Annotated in this window: 5 protein-coding genes; all 5 read left to right on the forward strand. The window is 74.4% G+C overall.

What is annotated here, in order from left to right; all coding sequences use genetic code 11:
• The first annotated feature begins 15 nt into the window (after positions 1-15).
• The 5 genes from BLW76_RS19145 (at position 16) to BLW76_RS19165 (ending at position 23,923) form a co-directional block, all read left to right on the forward strand.
• Positions 16-240, forward strand: a complete 225-nt coding sequence (locus BLW76_RS19145) for an MbtH family protein (RefSeq protein WP_091309248.1) — start codon at positions 16-18, stop codon at positions 238-240.
• Positions 241-307: 67 nt separating this feature from the next.
• Complete coding sequence (locus BLW76_RS19150) at positions 308-1,648, forward strand: serine hydrolase domain-containing protein (RefSeq protein ID WP_091309251.1); 1,341 nt, start codon at positions 308-310, stop codon at positions 1,646-1,648.
• 38 nt (positions 1,649-1,686) lie between these two features.
• Positions 1,687-21,474 carry a non-ribosomal peptide synthetase gene (locus BLW76_RS19155; RefSeq protein WP_091309254.1) on the forward strand — a complete coding sequence of 6,596 codons (19,788 nt, stop codon included), beginning with the start codon at positions 1,687-1,689 and terminating at the stop codon, positions 21,472-21,474.
• A complete protein-coding gene (locus BLW76_RS19160; RefSeq protein ID WP_091309257.1) occupies positions 21,471-22,721 on the forward strand; it encodes an MFS transporter in 1,251 nt (416 codons plus the stop codon). Before BLW76_RS19155 ends, BLW76_RS19160 begins: the two co-directional genes overlap by 4 nt.
• Entirely contained in the window at positions 22,718-23,923 is a 1,206-nt protein-coding gene (locus tag BLW76_RS19165; protein WP_091309260.1) for a cytochrome P450, read from the forward strand. Before BLW76_RS19160 ends, BLW76_RS19165 begins: the two co-directional genes overlap by 4 nt.
• Positions 23,924-23,985 lie beyond the last annotated feature (62 nt).

The raw sequence follows: 23,985 nt of genomic DNA on the forward strand, positions 1-23,985 counted from the left end.
GAAAGGAAGAACCCCATGCAGGACGACGCCGAGTTCCAGGTTCTGGTCAACGACGAGGGCCAGTACTCCCTGTGGCCGGTGGCCAACGAGGTCCCCGCGGGCTGGCGCGCCGACGGCTTCCGCGGCGGCCGCCAGGAGTGCATGGACCACGTCGACGAAGTGTGGACCGACATGCGGCCGCTGAGCCTGCAGCGGCAGATGGCCGCCGACGCCGAGCCCGCCGCGGCCCGTCGTGAGTGAAAAGGCGGGTTAGCACCCGCTTTTCCCTCACGACCGGCTCTTGCACCGACGCGGAAGGTCCCCCCTCATGCCCTCTTCTTCGACGCTCACCCAGTCCACCCTGCGGGGCCCCGCACCCGTGGCCGACGGGCGGCTGCAGCGGCTGCTCACCGGCCTCGCCCACAAGCACGGCGTCCCGGCCGCCCAGCTCGTCGTCCACGACGGCGACCGGCGGGCCGCCGCCGTGGCGGGGGAGGTCACCGCGGACGCCAAGTTCCCGGTCGGTTCCATCACCAAGGCGTTCACCGCGGCGCTGGCGATGCTGCTCGTCGCCGACGGCGACCTCGACCCGGACGACCCGCTCGGCGAGCACCTGGACGGTCTCGGCCCGCAGGTCGGCCGGCCGGCGATCGGGCAGGTGCTGAGCCACACCGGCGGGCTGCCGGCCGCGCTCGGCGCCGCCGACGGAGCAGGCTCGGCCCGCCGGTACCTGCGGGCCTGCCACGACGCCGGGCTGGTCCAGCCACCCGGCCAGGGCTTCTCCTACTCGAACGTCGGGTACGTGCTCGTCGGCTACGTGGTCGAGGCCATCACCGGGATGAGCTGGTGGGAGGCGATGGAGACACTGCTGCTCGACGAGCTCGGCATCGACGCCGCGTTCGTCGTCGAGCCGGGCGCGCGGCGCCGGACCGGCGCGCACGTCAGCGGGCACGCCGTCCACGCGGCGACCGGCCGCGCTCGTCCGGTCGCGCAGACCCTGACCCCGGCCGAGGCCGCGGCCGGAGCACTGGCGCTGAGCGCTTCGGATCTGGCGGTGTTCGGCGGGATGTTCCGCGGCGCCGACGGCCCGCTGCCGGCGGACCTGGTGGAGCTGATGCGCCGCCCGGTGCCGGGGGCGGAGCCGTTCGGGCTGGCGGACACGTGGGGCCTCGGCCTGGCCGGCTACCGCGGCCCCGACGCTCACTGGAGCGGCCACGACGGCACCGCGGACGGCACGTCGTGCCACCTGCGGATCGACGCCGCGCACGGCCGGGTCGTCGCGCTGACCACCAACGGCAGCACCGGCTCGGCACTGTGGACGGACCTCGTGGCGGCCCTGCGGCTCGAAGGCATCCCGGTCGGCGACTACGAGCTGCCCCGCGACGTCGACCGGGCGGCCCGCCCGGCCGCGGACCTGACCGGCCACTACACCAACGGCGACCTGGAGTACGAAGTGGACGTCCGCGCGGACGGCGACGCGGTCCTCGTCGTCGACGGCGAGGTCTACCCGGAGCTGGCCCTGCTGCGCGACGGATCGTTTTCGGTCCGCGAGCCGGCCACCGGCCGCCGCATCATCGGCGGCCGTTTCCTGACCGACCCGGCCACCGGCACCGTCAGCGCGATGCAGGCGGGCGGCCGCGTCGCCCGGCGGCGGCGTCGGGCCTCTTGAACTCCCATTCGAACTCCCGTTGTAAGGAAACGAAAGCGATGACCACCTCGAGGAAGAGCCGCATCGACGCGTTGCCCGCGGAGTTGCGGGAGACGCTCAAGCGCCGGCTGGCCGGGCGGGCGGAGCGGTCCGATGTCATCGGCCGGGCGCCGCGGGAGCAGGCCCTGCCCTTGTCGTTCGCCCAGCAGCGGCTGTGGTTCCTCGACGAGTTCCGGCCCGGGGATGCCGAATACAACAGCGCCGTCGCGCTGCGGCTGACCGGGCCCCTCGACGCCGGTGCGCTCACCGGGGCGCTGGCGCAGCTGGTGGCGCGCCACGAAGCCCTGCGCACGACCATCGACGACGCCGGCGGCACTCCGGTGCAGGTCGTCCACGACGCTCCGGAAGTCCCGGTGCGGACCGTCGACCTGACCACCGATCCCGCGCTGCGGCCGGCCGACCTCGACGAGGTGCTGGAAGCCGAGTACGGCCGCTCGTTCGACCTTCGCCGCGGGCCGTTGGTGCGGCTGCTGCTGGTGCGGGTCGGCGACGGGCACCACGTGCTGCTGATCACCGCCCACCACATCGTCACCGACGGCGAATCGATGGGCATCCTGGTCGGCGAGCTCGGCACGCTCTACGCGGCCGCCGTCCGCGGGGAGGTCGCCCAGCTGCCCGAGCCGGCCGTCCAGTACGCCGATTTCGCCGTGTGGCAACGGAACCGGCTCGCCGGGCCCGCCCTCGACCGGCACCTCGCCTACTGGACGACGCAGCTCGCCGGCGTCGAACCGCTCGACCTGCCGTCCGACCGGCCGCGGCCGGCCGTGCGCACGACCGCCGGGGCCGTGCACCACTTCCGCGTCCCGGCCGGCGTCGCCGCCGGGCTGGCCGAGCTGGCCCGCGTCCACGACACCACGCTGTACACCGTGCTCGTCGCGGCCTGCCAGGTGCTCTTCGCCCGCTACACCGGCCGCACCGACATCGCCATCGGGACCGTGGTCTCCGGCCGGAACCGGCCCGAACTGCAGCGGACCGTGGGGTTCTTCGTCGACACCGTCGTCATCCGGTCCACTGTGGATCCCGTGGCGCCGTTCGGGACGTTCCTCGACGCCGTCCGCACGACCGTGCTGGAGTCCTTCGAGCACGCCGAAGCCCCGTTCGAAAAGCTCGTCGAGGCCCTGCACCTCGACCGTGACGCCAGCCGCAACCCGCTGTTCGACGCCATGGTCCTGCTGCACGGCGGCCAGGCCGGGCCGGTGGAGTTCGCCGGGGTGACGGCCGAGCCGGTCGAGGTGGCCCGGCGCGCGGCCAACTTCGACCTGACCGTCGAGTTCCAGCCGGCCGCGGACGCCCTCGAAGGCTCGCTGGAGTACAACACCGACCTGTTCGACGCGCGGACCGCCGTCGCGCTGGGCGAGCACCTCACCGTGCTGCTGACCGCGATCGCCGCCGACGCGAACCGGCTGCTCGGCGACCTGCCGCTGCTCACCGCTGTCGAAGAGAACCGGCTGCTCACCGAATGGAACGCCACCGAACTGGACGTCCCCGCGACCACGATCACCGAGCTGTTCGAGTCCCAGGCCCAGCGCGGCCCGGACGAGACCGCGCTCGTCGCCGGGGACGTCGCGCTGAGCTTCGCCGAGCTCAACGCGATGGCCAACCGCCTGGCCCGCCACCTCGTCACGCTCGGCGCCGGCCCCGAGCGGGTCGTGGGCCTCGCCCTCCCGCGCACCGCCGACGCGATCGTGGCCTTCCTCGCCGTGCTCAAGGCCGGTGCGGTGTACCTGCCGATCGATCCGGCGCTGCCCGCCGAGCGGAAGGAGCTGCTGCTGCGCGACGCCGGTGCGCACCTGGTCCTCGGCCCGGCGGACATCGCCGCCGCGCCGCCGGAGTACTCCGCCGCGGACCTCGCCGACGCCGACCGGATCGGCCCGCTGCGGCCGGACAACACGGCGTACGTCATCTACACGTCCGGGTCGACGGGCCGCCCGAAGGGCGTGGCCGTCCCGCACCGCAACCTCACGAACCTGCTCTTCAACCACCGCACCGACTTCGCCGCGCCCGGGCGGCGGCTGCGGGTCGCGCTGACCGCCACGCTGTCGTTCGACACCTCCCTGGAGGGCCCGCTGCTCATGGCCGACGGCCACGAGCTGCACCTGATCGGCGAGGACCTGCGGCTCGACGCCCACGCGCTCGTCGACCACATCGCCGAGCGCCGGATCGACTTCCTCGACCTCACGCCGACGTACCTGCGCCGGCTGATCCCCGCCGGCCTGCTGACCGATCCGCGGCACCGGCCGAAGATCCTCATGCTCGGCGGCGAAGCCCTCGACGACACGCTCTGGCGTGACCTCGCCGGCGCCGAAGTCACCGTGGCGCACAACTTCTACGGCCCCACCGAGTACACAGTGGACGCGGTGTCCTGCCGGGTCGGCGAAACCGCCCGTCCGGTGCTGGGCCGACCGCTGGCCAACACCCGCGCCTACGTCGTCGACCGGGACCTGCGACCGGTGCCCGTCGGGGTGCCCGGCGAGCTGTGCCTCGCCGGGGCCCAGCTCGCGCGCGGCTACCTCGGCCGGCCGGGCCGGACCGCCGGCAGCTTCGTCGCCAACCCCTTCGGCGCGCCGGGCGAACGCATGTACCGCACCGGCGACTCCGTCCGCTGGACCGCGGACGGACAGCTCGAGTACCTGGGCCGGCTCGACGACCAGGTGAAGATCCGCGGCTTCCGCGTCGAGCCGGGCGAGGTCGAGGCCGCGCTGGTGCGCCTGCCCGGCGTCGCCGCGGCCGTCGTCGTGGCCACCCGGCCGGCGGACGGCCACGCCCGGCTGGTCGCCTACGTCGTGGGTGACGTCACCCCGGACGACCTGCGGGCCGCCCTGCGGACCACGCTGCCCGACTACCTGGTGCCGTCCGCGTTCGTCCCGATCGACGCCGTTCCGCTGACACCGCAGGGCAAGGTCGACCGCCGGGCGCTGCCCGCCCCGGACGCCCCGGCCGACGGTGGCCAGGCCTACGTGCCCGCGCGGACCGCCGTCGAGCACCAGCTGGTGGCGATCTGGTCCGAGGTGCTCGGCAACGACCGCATCGGCGTCGAGGACAACTTCTTCGGCCTCGGCGGCGACTCGATCCTCAGCATCCAGGTGGTCGCCCAGGCCCGGCAGGCGGGCCTGCGGCTCACGTCCCGGGACATCTTCCTGCACCAGACCATCGCCGGCCTCGCGACCGCGGTGCAGCCGGCGGCGGCCGAAACCCCGGCCGCGGGACCGATCGCCGGCCCGGCGCCGCTCACCCCGATCCAGCACTGGTTCTTCGCCACCCACGGGCCGCTGAACCACTTCACGATGTCGCAGCTGCTCGAACTGCCCGCCGACGTCGACCCGCAGGCGCTGCGGACCGCCCTCGACGCCGTCGTCGCCCACCACGACGCCCTGCGGACCCGGTTCTTCACCGTCGACGGGCAGTGGCGGCAGGAAGTCACGCCGGACCCGCAGACCGGGCTGCTGCGCATCCGGGACCTGTCCTCCCTCGGCGACGCCGGCCAGCGCGCCGGCATCGAAGCCGCGGCCGCGCAGGTGCGGGCCGGCCTCGACCTCACCACCGGCACCCTCGCCGGCGCGGCGCTGCTCCTGCGCGGCACGCGCCCGCCGCTGCTGTTCTTCGCCGTGCACCACGTGGTGACCGACGGCGTGTCGCTGCGGCTGCTGCTCGGCGACCTCGAAACCGCCTACGGCCAGGTCGTCGCCGGGGCCGGTGTCCGGCTCGCGGGCACGGCCACCCCGTTCACCCGGTGGGCCCACCTGCTGGAACAGCACGTGCGCGACGGCGGGTTCGACGACGACCTCGAGCACTGGACGCGCGTGGCCCGCCGGGTCCCGGCGGCGCCGGCCGCCGACCACGCGGGCGCGGGCACCACCGGCTCCACCCGCACGCTGACCGTGACCCTCGGCGCCGAGGACACCGACGCGCTGCTGCACCGCGTCCCCGCGGTCTACCGGACCCAGGTCAACGACGTGCTGCTGAGCGCGCTCGGCCGGGCGCTGGCCGACCGCACGGGTCAGGACGGCTGTGACATCCGGGGCTCCGCCCCGGGCCGGGGGCTCCGCCACCCGGACCCCCCGCAAAACGGTGTGCTGATCGCCCTGGAGGGCCACGGCCGCGAGGACGTCCTCGACGGCGTCGACCTCTCCCGCACGGTCGGCTGGTTCACCACGCAGTTCCCGGTGGCGCTCGACCTGCCGCCGTCGGGGGACTGGGGCACCACCCTCAAGGCCGTCAAGGAACAGCTGCGGGCCGTCCCGCGCCGCGGCCTGAGCTACGAAGCCCTGCGGTACCTCGGCGAACCCGGCGCGCCGGGGCACGCGCTGCAGGCGTTCCCGCTGCCGCAGGTCTGCTTCAACTACCACGGCCGCTGGGACGCCCAGGCCGCCGACGGCGGGCTGTTCCGCGGCCGGCACGACAGCCCGGGCGCCGACATCGCGCCGGGCGAGGCGAGCACCTACCAGCTGGACGTCACGGGCGTCGTCGAGTCCGGTGCGTTGTCCCTGACGTGGTCCTACTCCGACCAGGTCAACGACGAAGAAACCGTCCGCGAACTGGCCGAGGCGATGCTGACCGGGCTGCGCGAGATCGTCGCGCACTGCGCCGGCCCGGACGCCGGCGGCCGCACCCCGTCGGACTTCCCGCTGGCCCGCCTCGATCAATCCACAGTGGACAGGCTGGTCGGGGACGGCCGCGAGGTCGACGACATCTACCCGCTGACCCCGCTGCAGGCCGGCATGCTGTTCCACAGTCTCCTGGACCCCACGGCCGACGCCTACGTCGACCAGGCCCGGATGCTCCTGGACGGCGTCCGCGACCCCGACGCCTTCGCGCTGGCCTGGCAGCAGGTCGCCGACCGGACCCCGGTCCTGCGGACCGAACTGGTCTGGGACGGCCTCGAAGAACCGCTGCAGATCGTCCGGCACCGGGCGGTCGTGCCGATCACCCGCCACGACTGGCGCGGGCTGTCCGAAGCCGAGCAGAACGCCCAGCTGGACCGGCTGTCGGCCGAGGACGCCGCCGCCGGGCTCGATCTCACCACCGCGCCGCTGATGCGGCTCGCCGTCGTCGCGCTGACCCACGACCGCGTGCTGCTGATGTGGACGTCGCACCACATCGTGCTCGACGGCTGGAGCCTGGCCCAGATCTTCACCGAGGTGTGCGAGCAGTACGCCGCCCTCACCGAGCACCGCGTCCCGCGGGTGCCTGCCCACCGGCCGTTCCGCGACTACCTCGGCTGGCTCGCCGCCCAGGACGTCACCGCGGCCGAAGACCACTGGCGGGACGTGCTGTCCGGCTTCGCCGCCCCGACCCCGCTGCCCTGGGACCGGTCGCCTTCCCAAGCGCACCGGACGCGTTCTTCGCGCACGGTCCGGACGTCGCTGTCCACTGAGGACACCGAGCGGCTGCGCACGGTTGCCCGGCGGCACGGCCTGACCGTCAACACCCTCGTGCAGGGTGCCTGGGCGCTGCTGCTGGCCCACCACAGCGGCGAAGCCGACGTCGTGTTCGGCACCACCGTCTCCGGCCGCCCCGACGACCTGCCGGGCGTGGAGACGATGATCGGGATGTTCATCAACACCGTCCCGACGCGCACCCACATCGACCGCGGCGAGCCGGTGCCGGCCTGGCTGCGGCGGCTGCAGGACGAGCAGAACCAGGCCCGCCGCCACGACTTCCTCGCGCTCGGGAAGCTGCGGGCCCTCAGCGACGTCCCCGCGGGGCAGAACCTGTTCGACAGCATGGTCGCGTTCGAGAACTACCCCTTCGACGAGAACGCCGCCGCGCAGGCGGGCGTCACCCTGCGCGAGGTGACCGCGCTCGACGCCACGACGTTCCCGGTCACCCTGCGCGCCTTCGTCGACCGGCGGCTGGGCTTCGAGCTGGGCACCGACCCGGCGCTGTTCGACGAGGAAACGGCCGCCGCGCTCGCCGCCCGGCTGGAGACCCTGCTCCTGGCCATCGCTCAGGACCCGGACCGCCCGATCGCCCGGCTGCCGTGGCTGTCGGCCGGCGATCGCGCGCAGCTCGTCGCGGCCGAGCCCGTGCCGCTGCCCGCGCCGACCATCACCGAGCGGTTCGCCGCCCAGGTGGCGGCGCACCCGGACGCGGTCGCGCTCACCGGCGACGGCACCCACCTCAGCTACGCCGAGCTGAACGCGCGGGCGAACCGCCTGGCCCACCGGCTGATCGCGCTCGGCGCCGGGCCCGAACGGTTCGTCGCGCTGCGCCTGCCGCGCTCGCCGGAGCAGGTCGTCGCGATCCTCGCCGTGCTCAAGGCCGGGGCGGCCTACCTGCCGATCGACCCGGCCACCCCGGCCGAACGCGTCGAGCGGATGCTCGCCGACACCGATCCCGTCACCGTCCTCGGGCCCGAAGACGTCGACGTGGCCGACGGCCCGGACACCGACCCGCCGTCGCGCTGCACGCCGGACCACCCCGCCTACGTCATCTACACCTCCGGCTCGACCGGGCTGCCCAAGGGCGTGGTGATCCCGCACGGGAACGTCACCCGCCTGTTCGCCGCGACCGAGCGCTTCGGCTTCGGCTCCGACGACGTCTGGACGCTGTTCCACTCCTACGCGTTCGACTTCTCCGTCTGGGAGATCTGGGGGCCGCTGCTGCACGGCGGCCGGCTCGTGGTCGTGCCGCACGCGGTGTCGCGCTCGCCGCGGGAGTTCCTGCGCCTGCTCGCCGACGAAGGCGTCACCGTGCTCAACCAGACCCCGTCGGCGTTCTACCAGCTCATCCGGGCCGACGAAGACGAGCCCGGCGCGCGGCTTTCCCTGCGGTACGTGATCTTCGGCGGCGAGGCACTGGACACGCGCCGGCTGGCCGGCTGGTTCGCCCGCCACGGCGACCGCGCGCCGCGGCTGGTGAACATGTACGGCATCACCGAAACCACCGTGCACGTCACCGAGCACGACCTCGCGTCCGACAAGGACACAGTGGATAGTCCCGGGATCATCGGCACCGCCTTGCCCGACCTGCGCGGGTACGTCCTCGACGCGGACCTGAACCCGGTCCCGGCCGGGGTGCCCGGCGAGCTGTACGTGGCCGGTGCCGGGCTGGCCCGCGGCTACCTCGGCCGGCCCGGCCTGACCGCCGCCCGGTTCGTCGCCGACCCGTTCGGTACGCCCGGGTCCCGGATGTACCGGTCCGGCGACCGCGTGTCCCGCACCCGGGACGGCGCCCTGCGCTACCACGGCCGCGCCGACCAGCAGGTCAAGATCCGCGGGTTCCGCATCGAACCGGGCGAGATCGAGGCCACCCTGCTCGGCCTGCCGGACGTCGGCTCGGCCGCGGTGCTGGCCCGCGAGGACGAGCCCGGCCGCAAGCGGCTGGTCGCCTACGTCGTCGCCGCGACCCCGGACGCCCCGCCGAGCGCGGCGCGGCTGCGCGAGCACCTGAGCCGGTCGCTGCCGGACTACATGGTGCCCTCGGCGTTCGTGCCGCTCGACGAGCTGCCGTTGACGCGCAACGGGAAACTCGACCACCGGGCGCTGCCGGCGCCCACCGAGGCGAGCACCGAAAGCCTCGTCGAACCCCGCACCGAAACCGAACGCACGGCCGCCGTGGTCCTGGCCACCGTGCTCGGCCTGGAGCGCGTCGGAGCCGACGGCCACTTCTTCGAGCTGGGCGGGGACTCCATCCTCAGCATCCGGTTCACCTCCGCGCTGCGCGAGGCCTTCGGCGTCGACGTGTCCCCGCGGACGGTGTTCGACCACCCGACGGTGGCCGGCCTGGCCGCCGCGCTGCCCGCCGCGTCCGCGACACCGCGCACCGCGGCGATCACGCGAACGGACCGCGACGGCGAGCTGCCGCTGTCCTTCGCCCAGCAGCGCCTGTGGTTCCTCGACGAGTTCGCCCCGGGTAGCACGGACCACGTCACGGTCTTCGGCGTGCGGCTGCACGGCGACCTGCGGCCGGCCGCCCTCGCCCGCGCGCTCACCGCGCTGATCGCCCGGCACGAGTCGCTGCGCACCACGTTCCCGTCGGTCGACGGCCGCCCGCGCCAGGTCGTGGGGGAGCCGTGGCAGCTCGCGCTGCCGGTCACCGAAGTGTCCGGCGAGGACGGCCTGCGGCGGCTGCTGGCCGAGGACCTCGCCCGGCCGTTCGACCTCGCCCGCGGCCCGCTGCTGCGCGCCCGGCTCGTCCGCCTGGCCGCCGACGACCACGCGCTCGTGCTTTCCCTGCACCACATCATCACCGACGGCTGGTCGATGGGGGTCCTCGCCGGCGAGCTCGCCACCCTCTACGGCGACGAACGCGCCGCACTGCCCGCGTTGCCCATCCAGTACGCGGACTTCGCCGCCTGGCAGCGCGAACGCCTCACCGGCGACTTCCTCGCCGAGCAGCTCGGCTTCTGGCGCCGCGAACTCGACGGCCTGCGCCCCCTGGACCTGCCCACCGACCGCCCGCGGCCGGCCACCCGGACGTCGAACGGCGCCGAGCACGAGTTCACCCTCGGCGCCGAGGCGCTCGACGGGCTGCGCCGGCTGAGCCGCGACCGCGACACGACGCTGTTCACGGCGCTGGTCGCGGCCTGCCAGCTGGTGCTGCGCCGCTGGTCCGGCCAGGACGACGTCGCCGTCGGCACGGTCACCTCCGGCCGTGACCACGCCGGCGTCCAGGACCTGGTCGGGCTCTTCGTCAACACGGTCGTCCTGCGGTCCTCAGTGGACGGACGGCACGGCTTCGGGCAGCTGCTTGGCAGCGTCCGCCGGCACGTCCTGGACGCCTTCGCCCACCAGGACGTGCCGTTCGAGCGCCTCGTCGACGAGCTGAGCCCCGACCGCGATCCGAGCCGCACCCCGCTGTTCGAGGTCCTGGTCACGCTGCAGAACGCCGGCAACCGCCTGCCCGCCCTCGCCGGGCTGACTGCGAGCGAGCTGGTCCTGCCGATGACCACCGCCGGGTTCGACCTGAGCGTCGAGTTCGAAGAGCGCGCGGACGGCCTGCGGGGCTTGCTGAACTACAACACCGACCTCTTCGACGCGGCGACCGTGCGCCGCTTCGCCGAGCACCTGACGGTCCTGCTCGCCGCCGTCACGGCCGACCCGGACCGGCCCGTCGACACCCTGCCGCTGCCCGCGGCCGAAGCGGCGCTGGTCGTCGAGACGTGGAACGCGACCGACCGGCGGGTGCCGGACACGAGCGTCGTCGGGCTGTTCGAGGCGCAGGCCGCCCGGACCCCGCACGCGACCGCGGTGGTCTCCGGCGACACGACGCTGACCTTCGCCGAACTCGACACCCGGGCCAACCGGATCGCGCGGGCCCTCGTCGCCCGCGGTGCCGGCCCCGAGCGCCTGGTCGCCGTCGCCCTGCCGCGCTCGGCCGAGCTGGTCGTCACCCTCCTCGCCGTCCTCAAGGCCGGCGCCGTCTACCTGCCCCTGGACCCCGAGCTGCCCGCCCGGCGCCGGGAGGCCCTGCTGGCCGACGCCCGGCCGGTCCTCGTGATCACCGAACCGGTGGCCGCGGACGGGCCCGGAACGAGCCTCGGCACCCCGATCAGCCCGGACCACGCGGCCTACGCGATCTACACCTCCGGTTCCACCGGAACGCCGAAGGGCGTGCTCGTGAGCCACCGTGCCCTGGCCGGCTTCGCCGTCGACCACGCGGAGGAGTTCACCGCCGCGGCCGGGAAGGACCGGCTGCGGGTGGCGCTGACCGCCGCGTTCACCTTCGACGCGTCCTGGGAAGCCGTGCTGCTGGCGCTCACCGCCGGCCACGAGCTGCACGTGATCGACGCCGACACCCGGCTCGACCCGGCCGTGCTCGCCCGGTACGTCACCGAGCACCGGATCGACCTGGTCAACTCGACGCCGTCGTTCGTCCGCCACCTCCTGGACGCGGGATACTGCCCGCCCGTGCTCCTGGTCGGCGGGGAAGCCGTCGGCGAAACGCTGTGGCGCGAGCTGAGCGACCTCGACGGCGTCACGGCGTTCAACCTGTACGGCCCGACCGAGTGCACGGTCGACGCCACCCTGTGCCGGATCGGCGAGACCCCGCGCGAGGTGATCGGCCGTCCGCTCGGCAACGTGCGGGCCTACGTCCTCGACGACCGGCTGCGCCCGGCCCCGATCGGCGTACCCGGCGAACTGCACCTGGCGGGCGTCCAGCTGGCCCGCGGCTACCTGAACCGGCCCGGGCCGACCGCGGATCGGTTCCGCGCCAACCCGTTCGGCCCGCCCGGCAGCCGGATGTACGCCACCGGCGACCGCGCCCGCTGGACCGCCGAAGGCCACCTCGAGTACCTCGGCCGCGTCGACGACCAGGTCAAGATCCGCGGCTTCCGGATCGAGCCCGGCGAGGTCGAGGCGGCCCTGCGTGCCCTGCCGGAGGTCGCCGACACGGTGGTCGTCGCCCGCCGCGACGACGGGCACGCCCGGCTCGTCGCCTACGTGGTCCCGGGGTCCGCGGCGGATCCGGTGCGGCTGCGGACGGCGCTGAAGGAAACCCTGCCCGACCACCTGGTGCCGTCGGTGTTCGTCCCGCTCGACCGGCTGCCGCTGGCCACCAGCGGCAAGGTCGACCGCCGCGCGCTGCCCGCGCCCGCCGTGCACCCCGCCCCGGCCGAAGGCCGGACCGCCCCGCGCACCGACACCGAACGGCTGCTGGCCGGGATCTGGGCCGACGTCCTCGGCATCGCCGAACCGGGGGTGACCGACAACTTCTTCGCCCTCGGCGGGGATTCCATCCTCAGCATCCAGGTCGTCTCCCGGGCCCGGCGGCACGGCCTGCGCCTGACCTCCCGGGACGTCTTCCGGCACCAGAGCATCGCCGAGCTCGCGCTCGTCGCCGGTGCCGAAGCGGCCGCCGAGCCCGAAACCGGGTGCACCGGCCCGGCTCCGCTCACCCCGATCCAGCGGTGGTTCTTCGAGACCGGCCACCACGACCACTTCACGATGTCCACGCTCGCCGAACTCGACCCGGACGTGGACGTGCCCGCCCTCGAAACCGCGCTGGCCGCGGTGCTCGGCCGCCACGACGCCCTGCGCACCCGGTTCACCGGCGACGGCAGGCAGGAATTCCGGCCTGACGCGGAAATCCCAGCCCTGCGGCACGTGTCCGATGGGAACACCAGGTCGGTGGCGGCCGAGGCCCGTGCCACTGTGCGGGTCGAGGGCGGCCCGCTCGTCGCGCCCGTCCTGATCACCTCTCCCGGACAGCCGCCGCGGCTGCTGCTGGTCGTCCACCACCTGGTGATCGACGGTGTTTCGTGGCGGATCCTGTTCGACGACCTCGAAACCGCCTACCGCCAGGCCGTTTCCGGCCGGCCGGTCGACCTCGGCCCGGCCCCGGTCAGCTTCCTCCGCTGGGCCGATCGCCTGGCCTCGCACGCCTTCGACGCCGAACTGCCGTACTGGACGCAAACGCTCGACGGCGTCGTCCCCGACCTGCCGGTGGACGCGGTGGGGGAGAACACCGCCGGGAGCGCCCGCACGGTCACCGTCCGCCTGGACGGCAAGACCACCGACGCCCTGCTGCACCAGGTGCCCGAGGTCTACCGGACACAGATCAACGACGTCCTGCTCAGCGCACTGGGCCGGGTGCTGGCCCGCTGGACCGGCCGCGACCGCGTCCTGGTCTCCCTGGAAGGGCACGGCCGCGAGGAGATCTTCGCCGACCTCGACCTGTCCCACACGGTCGGCTGGTTCACCGCCGAGTACCCGGTCGCGCTCACCCTCCCCGCGGCCGATGACTGGGGTCCGACCCTGAAGGCCGTCAAGGAGCAGCTGCGAGCCGTGCCCGGCAAGGGGCTCGGCTACGGCGCGCTGCGGCGGCACGACGATCCGGTGCCGCAGATCTCCCTGAACTACCACGGACAATGGACGGCCGGCGGCGACACCGAGGGGCTCTACCGGGGCTGGGGCGGCGACCTCGGTGACGACGTCGACCCCGAACGGCCGCGCACGGCGCTGCTCGACGTCGTCGGCATCGTCGACGGCGGCGCGCTCGAACTCGCCTGGACCTACGCGCCCGGCATCCACCGCGAAGAGACTGTGCGCGGGCTCGCCGAGCAGGTGGTCGCGGCACTGCGCGAGATCGTCGCGCACTGCGCCGGCCCGGACGCCGGCGGCCGGACGCCGTCGGACTTCCCCCTGGCCCGGCTGACCGCGGCCGAGCTGGACACCGTGGCCGGCGACGGCCGCGGCGTCGAGGACATCTACCCGCTCACCCCGCTGCAGGCCGGGATGGTGTTCCACACCCTCCTCGACGCCGGCTCCCCGGCCTACTTCGAGCAGGTCCGCATCCGGCTCGCCGGCGTCACCGACCCGGCCGCGCTCGCCGCTGCCTGGCAGGCGGTCGTCGACCGGACGCCGGTGCTGCGCACCCGGCTCGTCTGGACCGGCGTCGAGGAGCCCGTGCAGGTGGTCGACCGCACGGCGACCCTGCCGGTCACCCACCACGACTGGCGCGACCTCGGCCCTGCCGAGCGGGAAACGGCGCTGGACCGGGCCCTGGCGGCCGATCGCGCCATCCCCTTCGACCTGACCCGTGCGCCGCTGACCCGGCTGACGATCGGTGCCCTGCCCGGCGACGAGGTCGACCTGATCTGGACGTCCCACCACGTGCTGTTCGACGGCTGGAGCTCCGCGCAGGTCTTCGCCGAAGCCTGCGAGCAGTACGCCGCCGCGACCGCCGGTGTCCGGCCCGCCCTCGTCACCCGGCGCCCGTACCGCGACTACCTCGGCTGGCTGGCCGGCCGCGACCAGGCCGCCGCCGACGCGTTCTGGCGGGACGCCCTGGCCGGCTTCGACGCCCCCACGGCGTTGCCCTACGACCGCCCGCCTGCCGAAGCCCACCAGTCCCGCTCCACCGACTCCGTCCGGATCGAGCTGGCGCGGGCCGCGACCCTGCGGCTGCGCGAGTTCGCCCGGACCCACGGCCTGACCGTCAACACCGTCGTGCAGGGCGGCTGGGCGCTGCTGCTGGCGCTGCTCTCCGGCGACCGTGACGTCGTCTTCGGCACCACGGTCTCGGGCCGCCCGGCCGACCTGGCCGGCGTCGAGACCATGATCGGGCTGTTCATCAACACCATCCCCACCCGCGTCCGCGTGGCCGCCGCGCTGCCGGTCGCGGAGTGGCTCGGGCAGCTGCAGGCGGCCCAGAGCGAGGCCCGCGACCACGACTTCGTGTCGCTGGCCCGGCTGCGCCCGCTCAGCGACGTCCCGGCGGGGCAGAACCTGTTCGACAGCATGGTGGTGTTCGAGAACTACCCGATCAGCGAGCCCGCCACCGCGGGGGCGCCCCGGGTCGTCGAGGTCGCCTCGGCCGACGCCACGAACTTCCCGCTGTGCCTGCGCGCGTCCCTCGACGAAGGCCTCGCGCTCGACCTCGCCTACGACCCGGCGCTGTTCGACGCCACCACCGTCACGGCCCTGACCGACCGCCTGGTGCTGCTGCTCGACGCCGTCACCGCGGACCCGCACCGGCCGCTGGCCCGGGTGCCGTGGGTCGACGCGGCCGAGCGCGCGCGGGTGCTCGCCGACGCCCACGGCCCGGGTGCCGCCGGGACGCCGGCCACCGTGCCCGCGCTGTTCGCCGACCAGGTCGCTCGCCACCCGGACGACCCCGCGGTGCTCGCCGACCGGACCCTGACTTATCGGGAGCTGGACGAGCGCGCGAACCACCTGGCCGCGCGCCTGGCGGGGCTCGGCGTCGCCGTCGAGGACCGGATCGGGCTGCTGCTCGAACCGTCGGTCGAGCACGTCGTCGCCGAACTCGCCGTGCTCAAGGCCGGCGCGGCCTACGTGCCGCTGGACACCCGGGCGCCGCACGAGCGGCTGCGGGCCGTGCTCGCCGAGGCCGGAGTGTCGGTCGTGCTCTCCGGCGACACCTGGGTGCCGACGGCCGAAGCCGTCCACAGTGGACCGGTGCTGACGGTCGGCCGGCAGCGGTCTCCCGTCGCCCCGCAAACGCTTGCGGGCCCCGAGAACCTCGCCTACGTCATGTACACCTCGGGGTCCACCGGCGTCCCCAAGGGCGTCGCCGTGCGCCACCGCGACATCACCGCGCTGGCCCAGGACGGCCGGTTCGGCGGCGGCGCCCACACGCGGGTCCTCGCCCACTCGCCGCTGGCCTTCGACGCGTCCACCTACGAGCTGTGGGTCCCGCTGCTCACCGGCGGCGCCACGGTCCTTCCCGACGGGCCGGACCTGACGCCCGCGTCGTTGCGGCGCGCGGTGTCCGCGCACGACGTGACGTCGGCGTGGCTGACCGCCGGGCTCTTCCGGCTGCTCGCCCAGGACGCCCCGGACTGCCTGCGCGGCCTGCGCGAGGTGTGGACCGGCGGCGACGTCGTCCCGCCCGCCGTGGTGCGGGCGGTCCAGGCCGCCTGCCCCGGCCTGGTCGTGGTCGACGGCTACGGCCCCACCGAGACCACCACCTTCGCCACGTCGTTCCGGATGACCGGCTCGGAAGTTCCGGAGCCGGTGCCGATCGGCCGTCCCCTCGACGGCATGCGGGCGTACGTGCTGGACGCCGAGCTGCGGCCGCTGCCCGCCGGCGCCCCCGGCGAGCTGTGCCTGGCCGGCGCCGGCTTGGCCCGCGGCTACCTCGGCCGGCCCGGGCTGACCGCCGAGCGGTTCGTCCCCGACCCGTTCGGCGCGCCGGGGGAGCGGATGTACCGCACCGGCGACGTCGTCCGGCGCGGCGCGGACGGCGAACTCGTGTTCCTCGGCCGCTCCGACGACCAGGTCAAGCTGCGCGGGTTCCGGATCGAGCTCGCCGAAGTCGAGGCCGTGCTGGCCACGCACCCCGCGGTCGCGCAGGCGGTGGCGAGCGTCCACCCGGACCCCGCCGGCACCCGGCGGCTCGTCGCGCACGTCGTCCTCGAGCGGGCCGCGGATCCGGACGAGCTGCGCGCGCACGCCGCCGCGGCGCTGCCCGAGTACATGGTGCCCGCCGTGGTGCTCGTGCTGGCCGCGCTCCCGTTGAACCGCAACGGGAAGGTCGACCGTCGGGCGCTGCCGGTCCCGGACGGCCCGGTGCCGTCGCAGCGCCCCTACGTCGAGCCGTCGACGCCGGCCCAGCGTGCGGTCGCCGGGATCTGGCAGCGGCTGCTCGGGGTCGAGCGGGTCGGCGCGAAGGACAACTTCTTCGAGCTCGGCGGCGACTCGATCCTCAGCATCCGCCTCGTCTCCCGGCTGCTGGCCGAATGCGGCGTGTCGCTGTCACCGCGGGCGGTGTTCGCCCACCCGACGGTGTCCCGGCTCGCCGCCGCGATCGAAACCGTCGGCGGCACGGCGGCCGACCCGATCCCGGCCGTGCCCCGCGACGGCGAGCTGCCGCAGTCCTTCGCCCAGCAGCGGCTGTGGTTCCTCGACGAGTTCGAGCCGGGCGGCACCGAGTACGTCACCAGCTCCGCGGTCCGCCTGCGCGGCGAGCTGGACGTCGACGCGCTCGCCGGGGCGTTCACCGCGCTGGTCGAACGGCACGAGCCCCTGCGCACGACGTTCGGCTCGGCCGACGGCCACGGCGTCCAGATCGTGCACCCGCCGTCGCCGGTGCCGCTGCCGGTGGTCGACGCGCGGGAGGAGGAGCTGGCGGAGATCCTGCGCGCCGACGGTGCGCAGCCGTTCGACCTGGCCGAAGGGCCCCTGCTGCGGGCCAAGCTGATCCGGCTCGCGCCGCGGGAGCACGTGCTCACGGTGACGGTGCACCACATCGTCACCGACGGCTGGTCGAACGGCCTGATCGCCGAAGAGGTCGGCGCGCTCTACGCGGCGGCGCTGCGCGGCGAACCGGCGGACCTGCCGCCGCTGCCGGTGCAGTACGCGGATTTCGCGGCCTGGCAACGCGGCCGCCTCGCCGAGCGGGTGCTGGCCGGCCAGACGGAGTACTGGACCTCGCAGCTGCGCGACCTGACCCCGCTGGAACTGCCCACCGACCGGCCCCGCCCGCCGGTGCGCACCACCCGCGGCGCGACGCACGAGATCGTCGTCCCGGCGGCGGTGACCGCGCGGCTCGAGCAGCTGAGCCGGCAGCGTTCGGCGACCCTGTTCACCACGCTGGTCGCGGCCTGCCAGGTGCTGCTGAGCCGCTGGGCCGGGCAGGACGACGTCGCCGTCGGCACGGTGACGTCGGGGCGCGAGCGGCCCGAGCTGGAAGGGCTCGTCGGGTTCTTCGTCAACACGCTGGTGCTGCGCTCGCAGGTCCGTCCTTCGCTGGCTTTCCCGGCGTTCCTCGACGAAGTCGCGGCCGGGGTCCGGGCCGCGTTCGACCACCAGGACCTGCCGTTCGACCGGGTCGTCGACGCGGTCCAGCCGGGCCGCGACCCGAGCCGCACGCCGTTGTTCCAGGTGATGGTGGTGCTGCAGAACAGCCCCCGCGAGGCAACCCGGCTGCCGGGCCTGGAGACCGAGGAGATCCCCCAGCCCGCGACGGCGGCGAACTTCGACCTGACACTGGAGTTCCAGCAGGACGGCGGCGAGCTGCGCGCGGCGCTGACGTACAACACGGACCTGTTCGACGCGGCCACGATCGACCGCCTGGCCGCCCACCTGGGCGTGCTGTTGGCGGGTCTGGCGGACGACCCGGACCGGCCACTGGCCCGCCTGCCGCTGATCGGCCCGGCCGAGCGAACGCTGGTGCTGGAGGAGTGGAACGACACCGCGGTGCCGGTGGAGCCGCTTTCGGTGCCGTCCCTGATCGCGGCCCGCGCGCGGCAGACGCCGGACGCGGTGGCGGTGATCGCGGATTCGTCGCTGACGTACGCGGAGCTGGACGCCCGCGCTTCGCGGTTGGCGTCGGTGCTGGCCGGGTACGGCATCGGGCCGGAGCGGCTCGTGGCGCTGGCGTTGCCGCGTTCGGTGGAGATCGTGGTTGCGCAGCTGGCGGTGTGGAAGGCCGGTGGGGCGTTCGTCCCGGTGGACCCGACGTATCCGATCGAGCGCATCAGTTTCATGCTGTCGGACGCCCGCCCGGCCCTGGTGCTGACCCTGGCGGGGCTGGCACCGCCGGTGCCGGAGGGGGTGGAGGTGCTGGCCCTCGACGACCCGGCCCTGTTCGACGGCGAGCCGGGCGACGGTGCGAGTGACGTGGGCAAGGGTGCGACGGTGGCCGCCGCGGCGGTTCCGGCCGAGCCCACCACCGCCATCCCGGTGCGGCCCGACCACCCTGCCTACGTCATCTACACCTCCGGCTCCACCGGCCGCCCCAAGGGCGTGGTCGTCACGCACGCCGGGCTCGCCTCCTTCGCCGCGGCCGAAGCCGAGCACTTCCGAGTCCGCGAGGGCGACCGTGTCCTCGCCTACTCCTCGCCGAGCTTCGATGCCTCCGTCCTCGAACTCTGCCTCGCCCTCCCCGCCGGTGCCGCGCTCGTCGTCGTCCCGCCCGAGCCGCTGCTCGGCGAACCCCTCGGCGACTTCCTCGGCACCCACCGGATCACGCACACCCTGATCCCGCCCGCCGCGCTGGCCACCGTGCCCGCCACCGACCTGCCGGACCTGCGCACGCTCGTCGTCGGCGGGGATGCCTGTTCCGCCGAGCTCGTCGACCGGTGGGCGCCCGGGCGGCGCATGATCAACGCCTACGGCCCCACCGAATCGACCATCGTCGCCACCTGGAGCGATCCGCTGGTCCCCGGCACGCCGCCGCCCATCGGTCGGCCGATCCCGAACACCCGCGTGTACGTGCTCGACGCGGTGCTCGAACCGGTGCCGATCGGCGTGGCCGGCGAACTGTACGTCGCCGGGCCGAGTCTCGCCCGCGGCTACCTCGACCGGCCCGGCCTGACCGCGGACCGGTTCGTCGCCAACCCCTTCGGCGTGCCGGGGGAACGGATGTACCGCACCGGCGACGTCGTCCGGTGGACCGGCGCCGGGCACCTCGAGTACACCGGCCGGGCCGACGACCAGGTCAAGGTCCGCGGCTTCCGCATCGAGCTCGGCGAGGTCGAGGCGGCACTGACCCGGCACCCCGGGGTGGCCGCCGCCGTGGCCGCCGTCCAGCAGGACTCCTCGGGCCACAAGCGCCTGGTCGCCTGCTTCGTCGCCGAACCGGGCGCCGAGCCGGTCGGGGAGCTGCGCGAATTCCTCGCCCGGTCGCTGCCCGGCCACCTGGTGCCCTCGGCCATGCTGGAGCTGCCCGCGCTGCCGCTGAGCCCGAGCGGCAAGGTCGACCGCCGCGCGCTGCCGGTGGTCGCCGCCGCGGCCGAGCCCGCCGGACGGCACGTCGAGCCGGTGACTCCGGCCGAGCGCGCGCTCTGCGAGATCTGGGCGCAGGTCCTCGGCCTCGACCGGGTCGGCACCGCCGACAACTTCTTCGAGCTGGGCGGCGATTCGATCCTCAGCATGCAGGTCGTGTCCCGGGCCCGGCAGGCAGGCCTCCAGGTGTCCACAAAGGACATCTTCCTGCACCAGACCGTCGCCGCGCTCGCCCCCGAAGCCGGCGCGGTGGCCGCCCCCACCGAAGCGGACGGCCCGGTCGTCGGGCCGGTGCCGCTCACGCCGATCCAGGACTGGTTCTTCGCCACCCACACCGTCAACCCGCACCACTTCAACCAGTCGATGCTGGTCGAGCTGGCCGACGGCTTCGACGCCGCCGCCCTGCGACGAGCCCTGGCCGCGGTGTGGACCCACCACGACGCCCTGCGGATGCGCTTCACCCGCACCGAAGACGGCTGGCAGCAGCACAACGCCGACCTCGAACCGGTGCCCGTCCTGCGGCACGAGGACCTCACCGCCGTGCCCGAGGCCGAGCGGGCGGCCGCGCTCGAACGGATCGCCGACGCCGTCCACGCCGGGTTCGACCTCACCGCGGGCCCGCTGCTGGCCGCGGTCCTGGTCACCGCCGGTCCGGCGTGGCGGCCGCGGCTGTTCCTCGCCGCGCACCACGTCGTGGTCGACGCCGTCTCCTGGCGCATCCTGCTCGACGACCTCGACACGGCCTACCGCCAGGCCGCCCGGGAGGTCCCGGTCGACCTCGGCCCGCGGACGACGTCGTTCCGGGACTGGGCGCACCGCCTGCGCGACCACGTCCGCGCCGGCGGGTTCGACGACGAACTCGCGTACTGGACCGGCCTGCCCGCCGCCGTCGACCTGCCCGTGGACCACGACGGCAGCGACACCAGCACGGACACCAGCACGGACACCGGCACGGCGGAGGTCACCGTGGTGCTCGACGCCGACGACACCGACGCCCTGCTGCGCTCGGCGCCGTCGGCCTACCGCACGCGCGTCAACGACGTCCTGCTCACCGCGCTGGCCTGGGCGCTGGCCCGGTGGACCGGCCGCCCGGACGTGGCGATCGCGCTGGAAGGCCACGGCCGGGAGGACGTCCTCGACGGCGTCGACCTCAACCGGACCGTCGGCTGGTTCACCACGCTGTACCCGGTCGCACTGTCCATGACGGACACCGCGGACTGGCGCACGCTCGTCAAGTCCGTCCGCAAGCAGCTGCGGGCCATCCCCGGCAACGGGTTCGGCTACGGCGCCCTCCGCCACCTCGGCGAGCCGAAGGTCCGGGAGCGGCTCGCCGGTCGCACCCCGCAGATTTCGTTCAACTACCTCGGCCAGTGGGACGGGACCGGCGCGGCGACGACGGCCGAGAGCCTCTACGCGGCCGTCCGCGGCTCGCTCGGCCGCGACCACGACCCGGCCGAGCACCACCCGCACCTGCTCGACCTGGTCGGCGCGGTGCAGGACGGCGAGCTCGTGTTCTCCCTGATCTACCAGCCCGGCCGCCACGACCGGGCCACGGCCGAAGCGCTGGCCGGCGACTTCGCCGCGGCGCTGCGCCAGATCGCGGCCGACAGTGCCGGCGGCAAGGCGCCCGGCCGGCGGAAGGAGCGGCGGTGACCACACGGCTTTCGCGCAACCGGAACTACCAGCTGCTGTGGGGCAGCCAGGCGCTGTCGGAGGCCGGCTTCAGCGCGTCGATGATCGCGTTGCCGCTGCTGGTGCTGGCGGTGACCGGCTCGCCCGCGCTGTCCGGCGTGGTGCTCGGCGTCGACGCGATGGCCCAGCTGGTCGCCGGCCTGCCCGCGGGCGCGCTGGCGGACCGGTGGGACCGCAAGAAGATCCTGCTCGGCTGCGAAGCGGTGTACGCGCTGGTGGTGGGGAGCCTGGTGGCGGCGATCTGGTGGGACCGCGTGAGCGTCCCGCACCTCATCGCGGTCGCCGCGGTCATGGGCTGCTGCCGGTCGCTGTTCGGCCCGGCCGAAGGCGCGATGCTGGCCGGGGTCGTGCCGTCGGCCCAGCTGCCGACGGCGGTGGCGATGAACTCCGCGCGCGGCGCGCTCGGCCAGCTCTCGGGCACCGCGGTCGGCGGGTTCCTCTACGGCATCGGGCGGGCCGTCCCGTTCGCCTTCGACGTGCTCGTCCACCTGATCTCGCTGGTCGCGCTGACGTTCGTCCGGGCGCCCCGCCGCGAGCCCGCCCAGCCGGCAGGCGGGCACCTCGGCAAGGAGATGGCCGAAGGGCTGCGCTGGGTGTGGAGCGAACGGCACGTGCGCGTCACGGTGGCGTGCGCGGTGAGCCTGAACTTCTTCTTCAGCGCCTACTACATCGTCATCATCGTGCTGGCCAAGGAGCGCGGCGTCACCTCGGGCGAGATCGGCGTGATGGCCGCGATGCTCGGCGTCGGCGGCGTGGTCGGCTCGCTGATCGCGCCCTACCTGCAGCGGCGGCTCAGCCCGTACGTGTCGATCATGAGCGTGTTCTGGGTGCTGACCCTGCTGACCCCGCTGGCCGCCGTGATCCACGACGGCTACCTGCTGGGCGCGCTGTTCGTCGCCATGGCGCTGCTCCCGCCGACGGCGAACACGACGATCGGCACCTACCAGCTGCTGCTCACCCCCGACCGCCTGCGCGGCCGCCTGACCAGCGTGATGGGCGTGATCGGCGGCGTGTCCGCGGCGACCGGGCCCGCCTTCGGCGGCGTGGTGGTGGAGGCGTTCCCCGGCACCGGCGCCGTCGTGCTCTGCGCCGCCGGGATCGCCCTGGTCACCCTGGTCGTCACGGTCAGCCCGACCCTGCGCCGCTTCCCGCGCGCCGACACCCTCGTCCCCGAACCCCAGCCGACGACCGAGGAGAAAACGTCATGACCACCCAGGAATCCGGCGTCTCGTTCGCCTTCGAGGAGCTGCTGGCGCGCTCGGCCGAGCTGCGCGAGCGCGGGCCGGTCCACCACGACGAGGAGCGCGGGCTGTGGCGGGTACTGGACCACCCTGGCGTCTCGCGGGTGCTGTCCGACCCGGCGGCGTTCTCGTCGGACTTCAGCGGGCTGACGCCGGTCCAGGAGGACTTCGAGACCTTCCGCAAGGGCAACTTCGTCGGGATGGACCCGCCGGACCACCGCAAGCTGCGCACCCTGGTCAGCCAGGCGTTCACCCCGCGCGTGGTGGCCGGGCTGGAGCCGCGGATCCGGGCCATCGCCGGCGAGCTGCTCGACGAGGTCGCGGGGGAGTCCCGCTTCGACGTCGTCGACGCGCTGGCGTACCCGCTGCCGATCATCGTGATCGCGGAGCTGCTCGGCGTCCCGGTGGCGGACCGCCCGCTGTTCACCCGCTGGGCCCAGGTGCTGTTCAGCGGCGACCAGCTCGGCGAGTCGGCCGACATGGAAGACATCCAGCGCGCGCTGGACGCGATCGCGCCGACCATCCGCGAGATGAACGCCTACATCCTCGACCACATCCGCCACCACCGCGCCCACCCCGGCCCGGGCCTGACGAGCCGGCTGGTCGAGGCGGAGTTCAACGGCGAGCGCCTGGAGGACCAGGAGATCGTCGGGTTCGTGGCGCTGCTGCTGATCGCGGGCCACATCACGACGACGGCGCTGCTGGGCAACGCGGTGGTGACGTTCGACCGCAACCCGGCCGCGGCGGCGGAGCTGCGGTCGTCACCGGGCGCCCTGCCGCCGGCGCTGGAGGAGGTGCTCCGGATGCTGCCGCCGTTCCCGGAGCTGGGCCGCCGCACGACGGGCGAGACCGAGCTGGGCGGCCACCGCATCCCGGAGAACTCGATCGTGATGGCGGACCTGGCGGCGGCCAACCGCGACCCGGCGTTCTTCGACCGCCCGGACGTGTTCGACCCGGCACGCAACCCCAACCCGCACCTGACGTTCGGCCACGGCATCCACTTCTGCTTCGGCGCCCCGCTGGCGCGGCTGGAGGGGCGGATCGCGTTCGAGGTGCTGTTCGAGCGCTTCCGGGACATGGCGGTCGCGACGGACGCTCCGGTGGTGTTCCAGAACCCGTCGGTGATCGTGAGCGTGCGGCACCTGCCGCTGGACGTGACGCCGGGCTGAAGGCTCGTCTCCCACGCCGTCGGGTGGCCGACGTTCCGGACGGGCCCGGACTGGGTAGCCCA

Source organism: Amycolatopsis tolypomycina (assembly GCF_900105945.1).
GTDB classification, from domain to species: Bacteria; Actinomycetota; Actinomycetes; order Mycobacteriales; family Pseudonocardiaceae; genus Amycolatopsis; species Amycolatopsis tolypomycina.

Bases quoted from the DNA above. Each gene is read 5' to 3' on its own strand.
- BLW76_RS19145 (WP_091309248.1), top strand. From the start codon at position 16: ATGCAGGACGACGCCGAGTTCCAGGTTCTGGTCAACGACGAGGGCCAG.
- BLW76_RS19150 (WP_091309251.1), top strand. From the start codon at position 308: ATGCCCTCTTCTTCGACGCTCACCCAGTCCACCCTGCGGGGCCCCGCA.
- BLW76_RS19155 (WP_091309254.1), top strand. From the start codon at position 1,687: ATGACCACCTCGAGGAAGAGCCGCATCGACGCGTTGCCCGCGGAGTTG.
- BLW76_RS19165 (WP_091309260.1), top strand. From the start codon at position 22,718: ATGACCACCCAGGAATCCGGCGTCTCGTTCGCCTTCGAGGAGCTGCTG.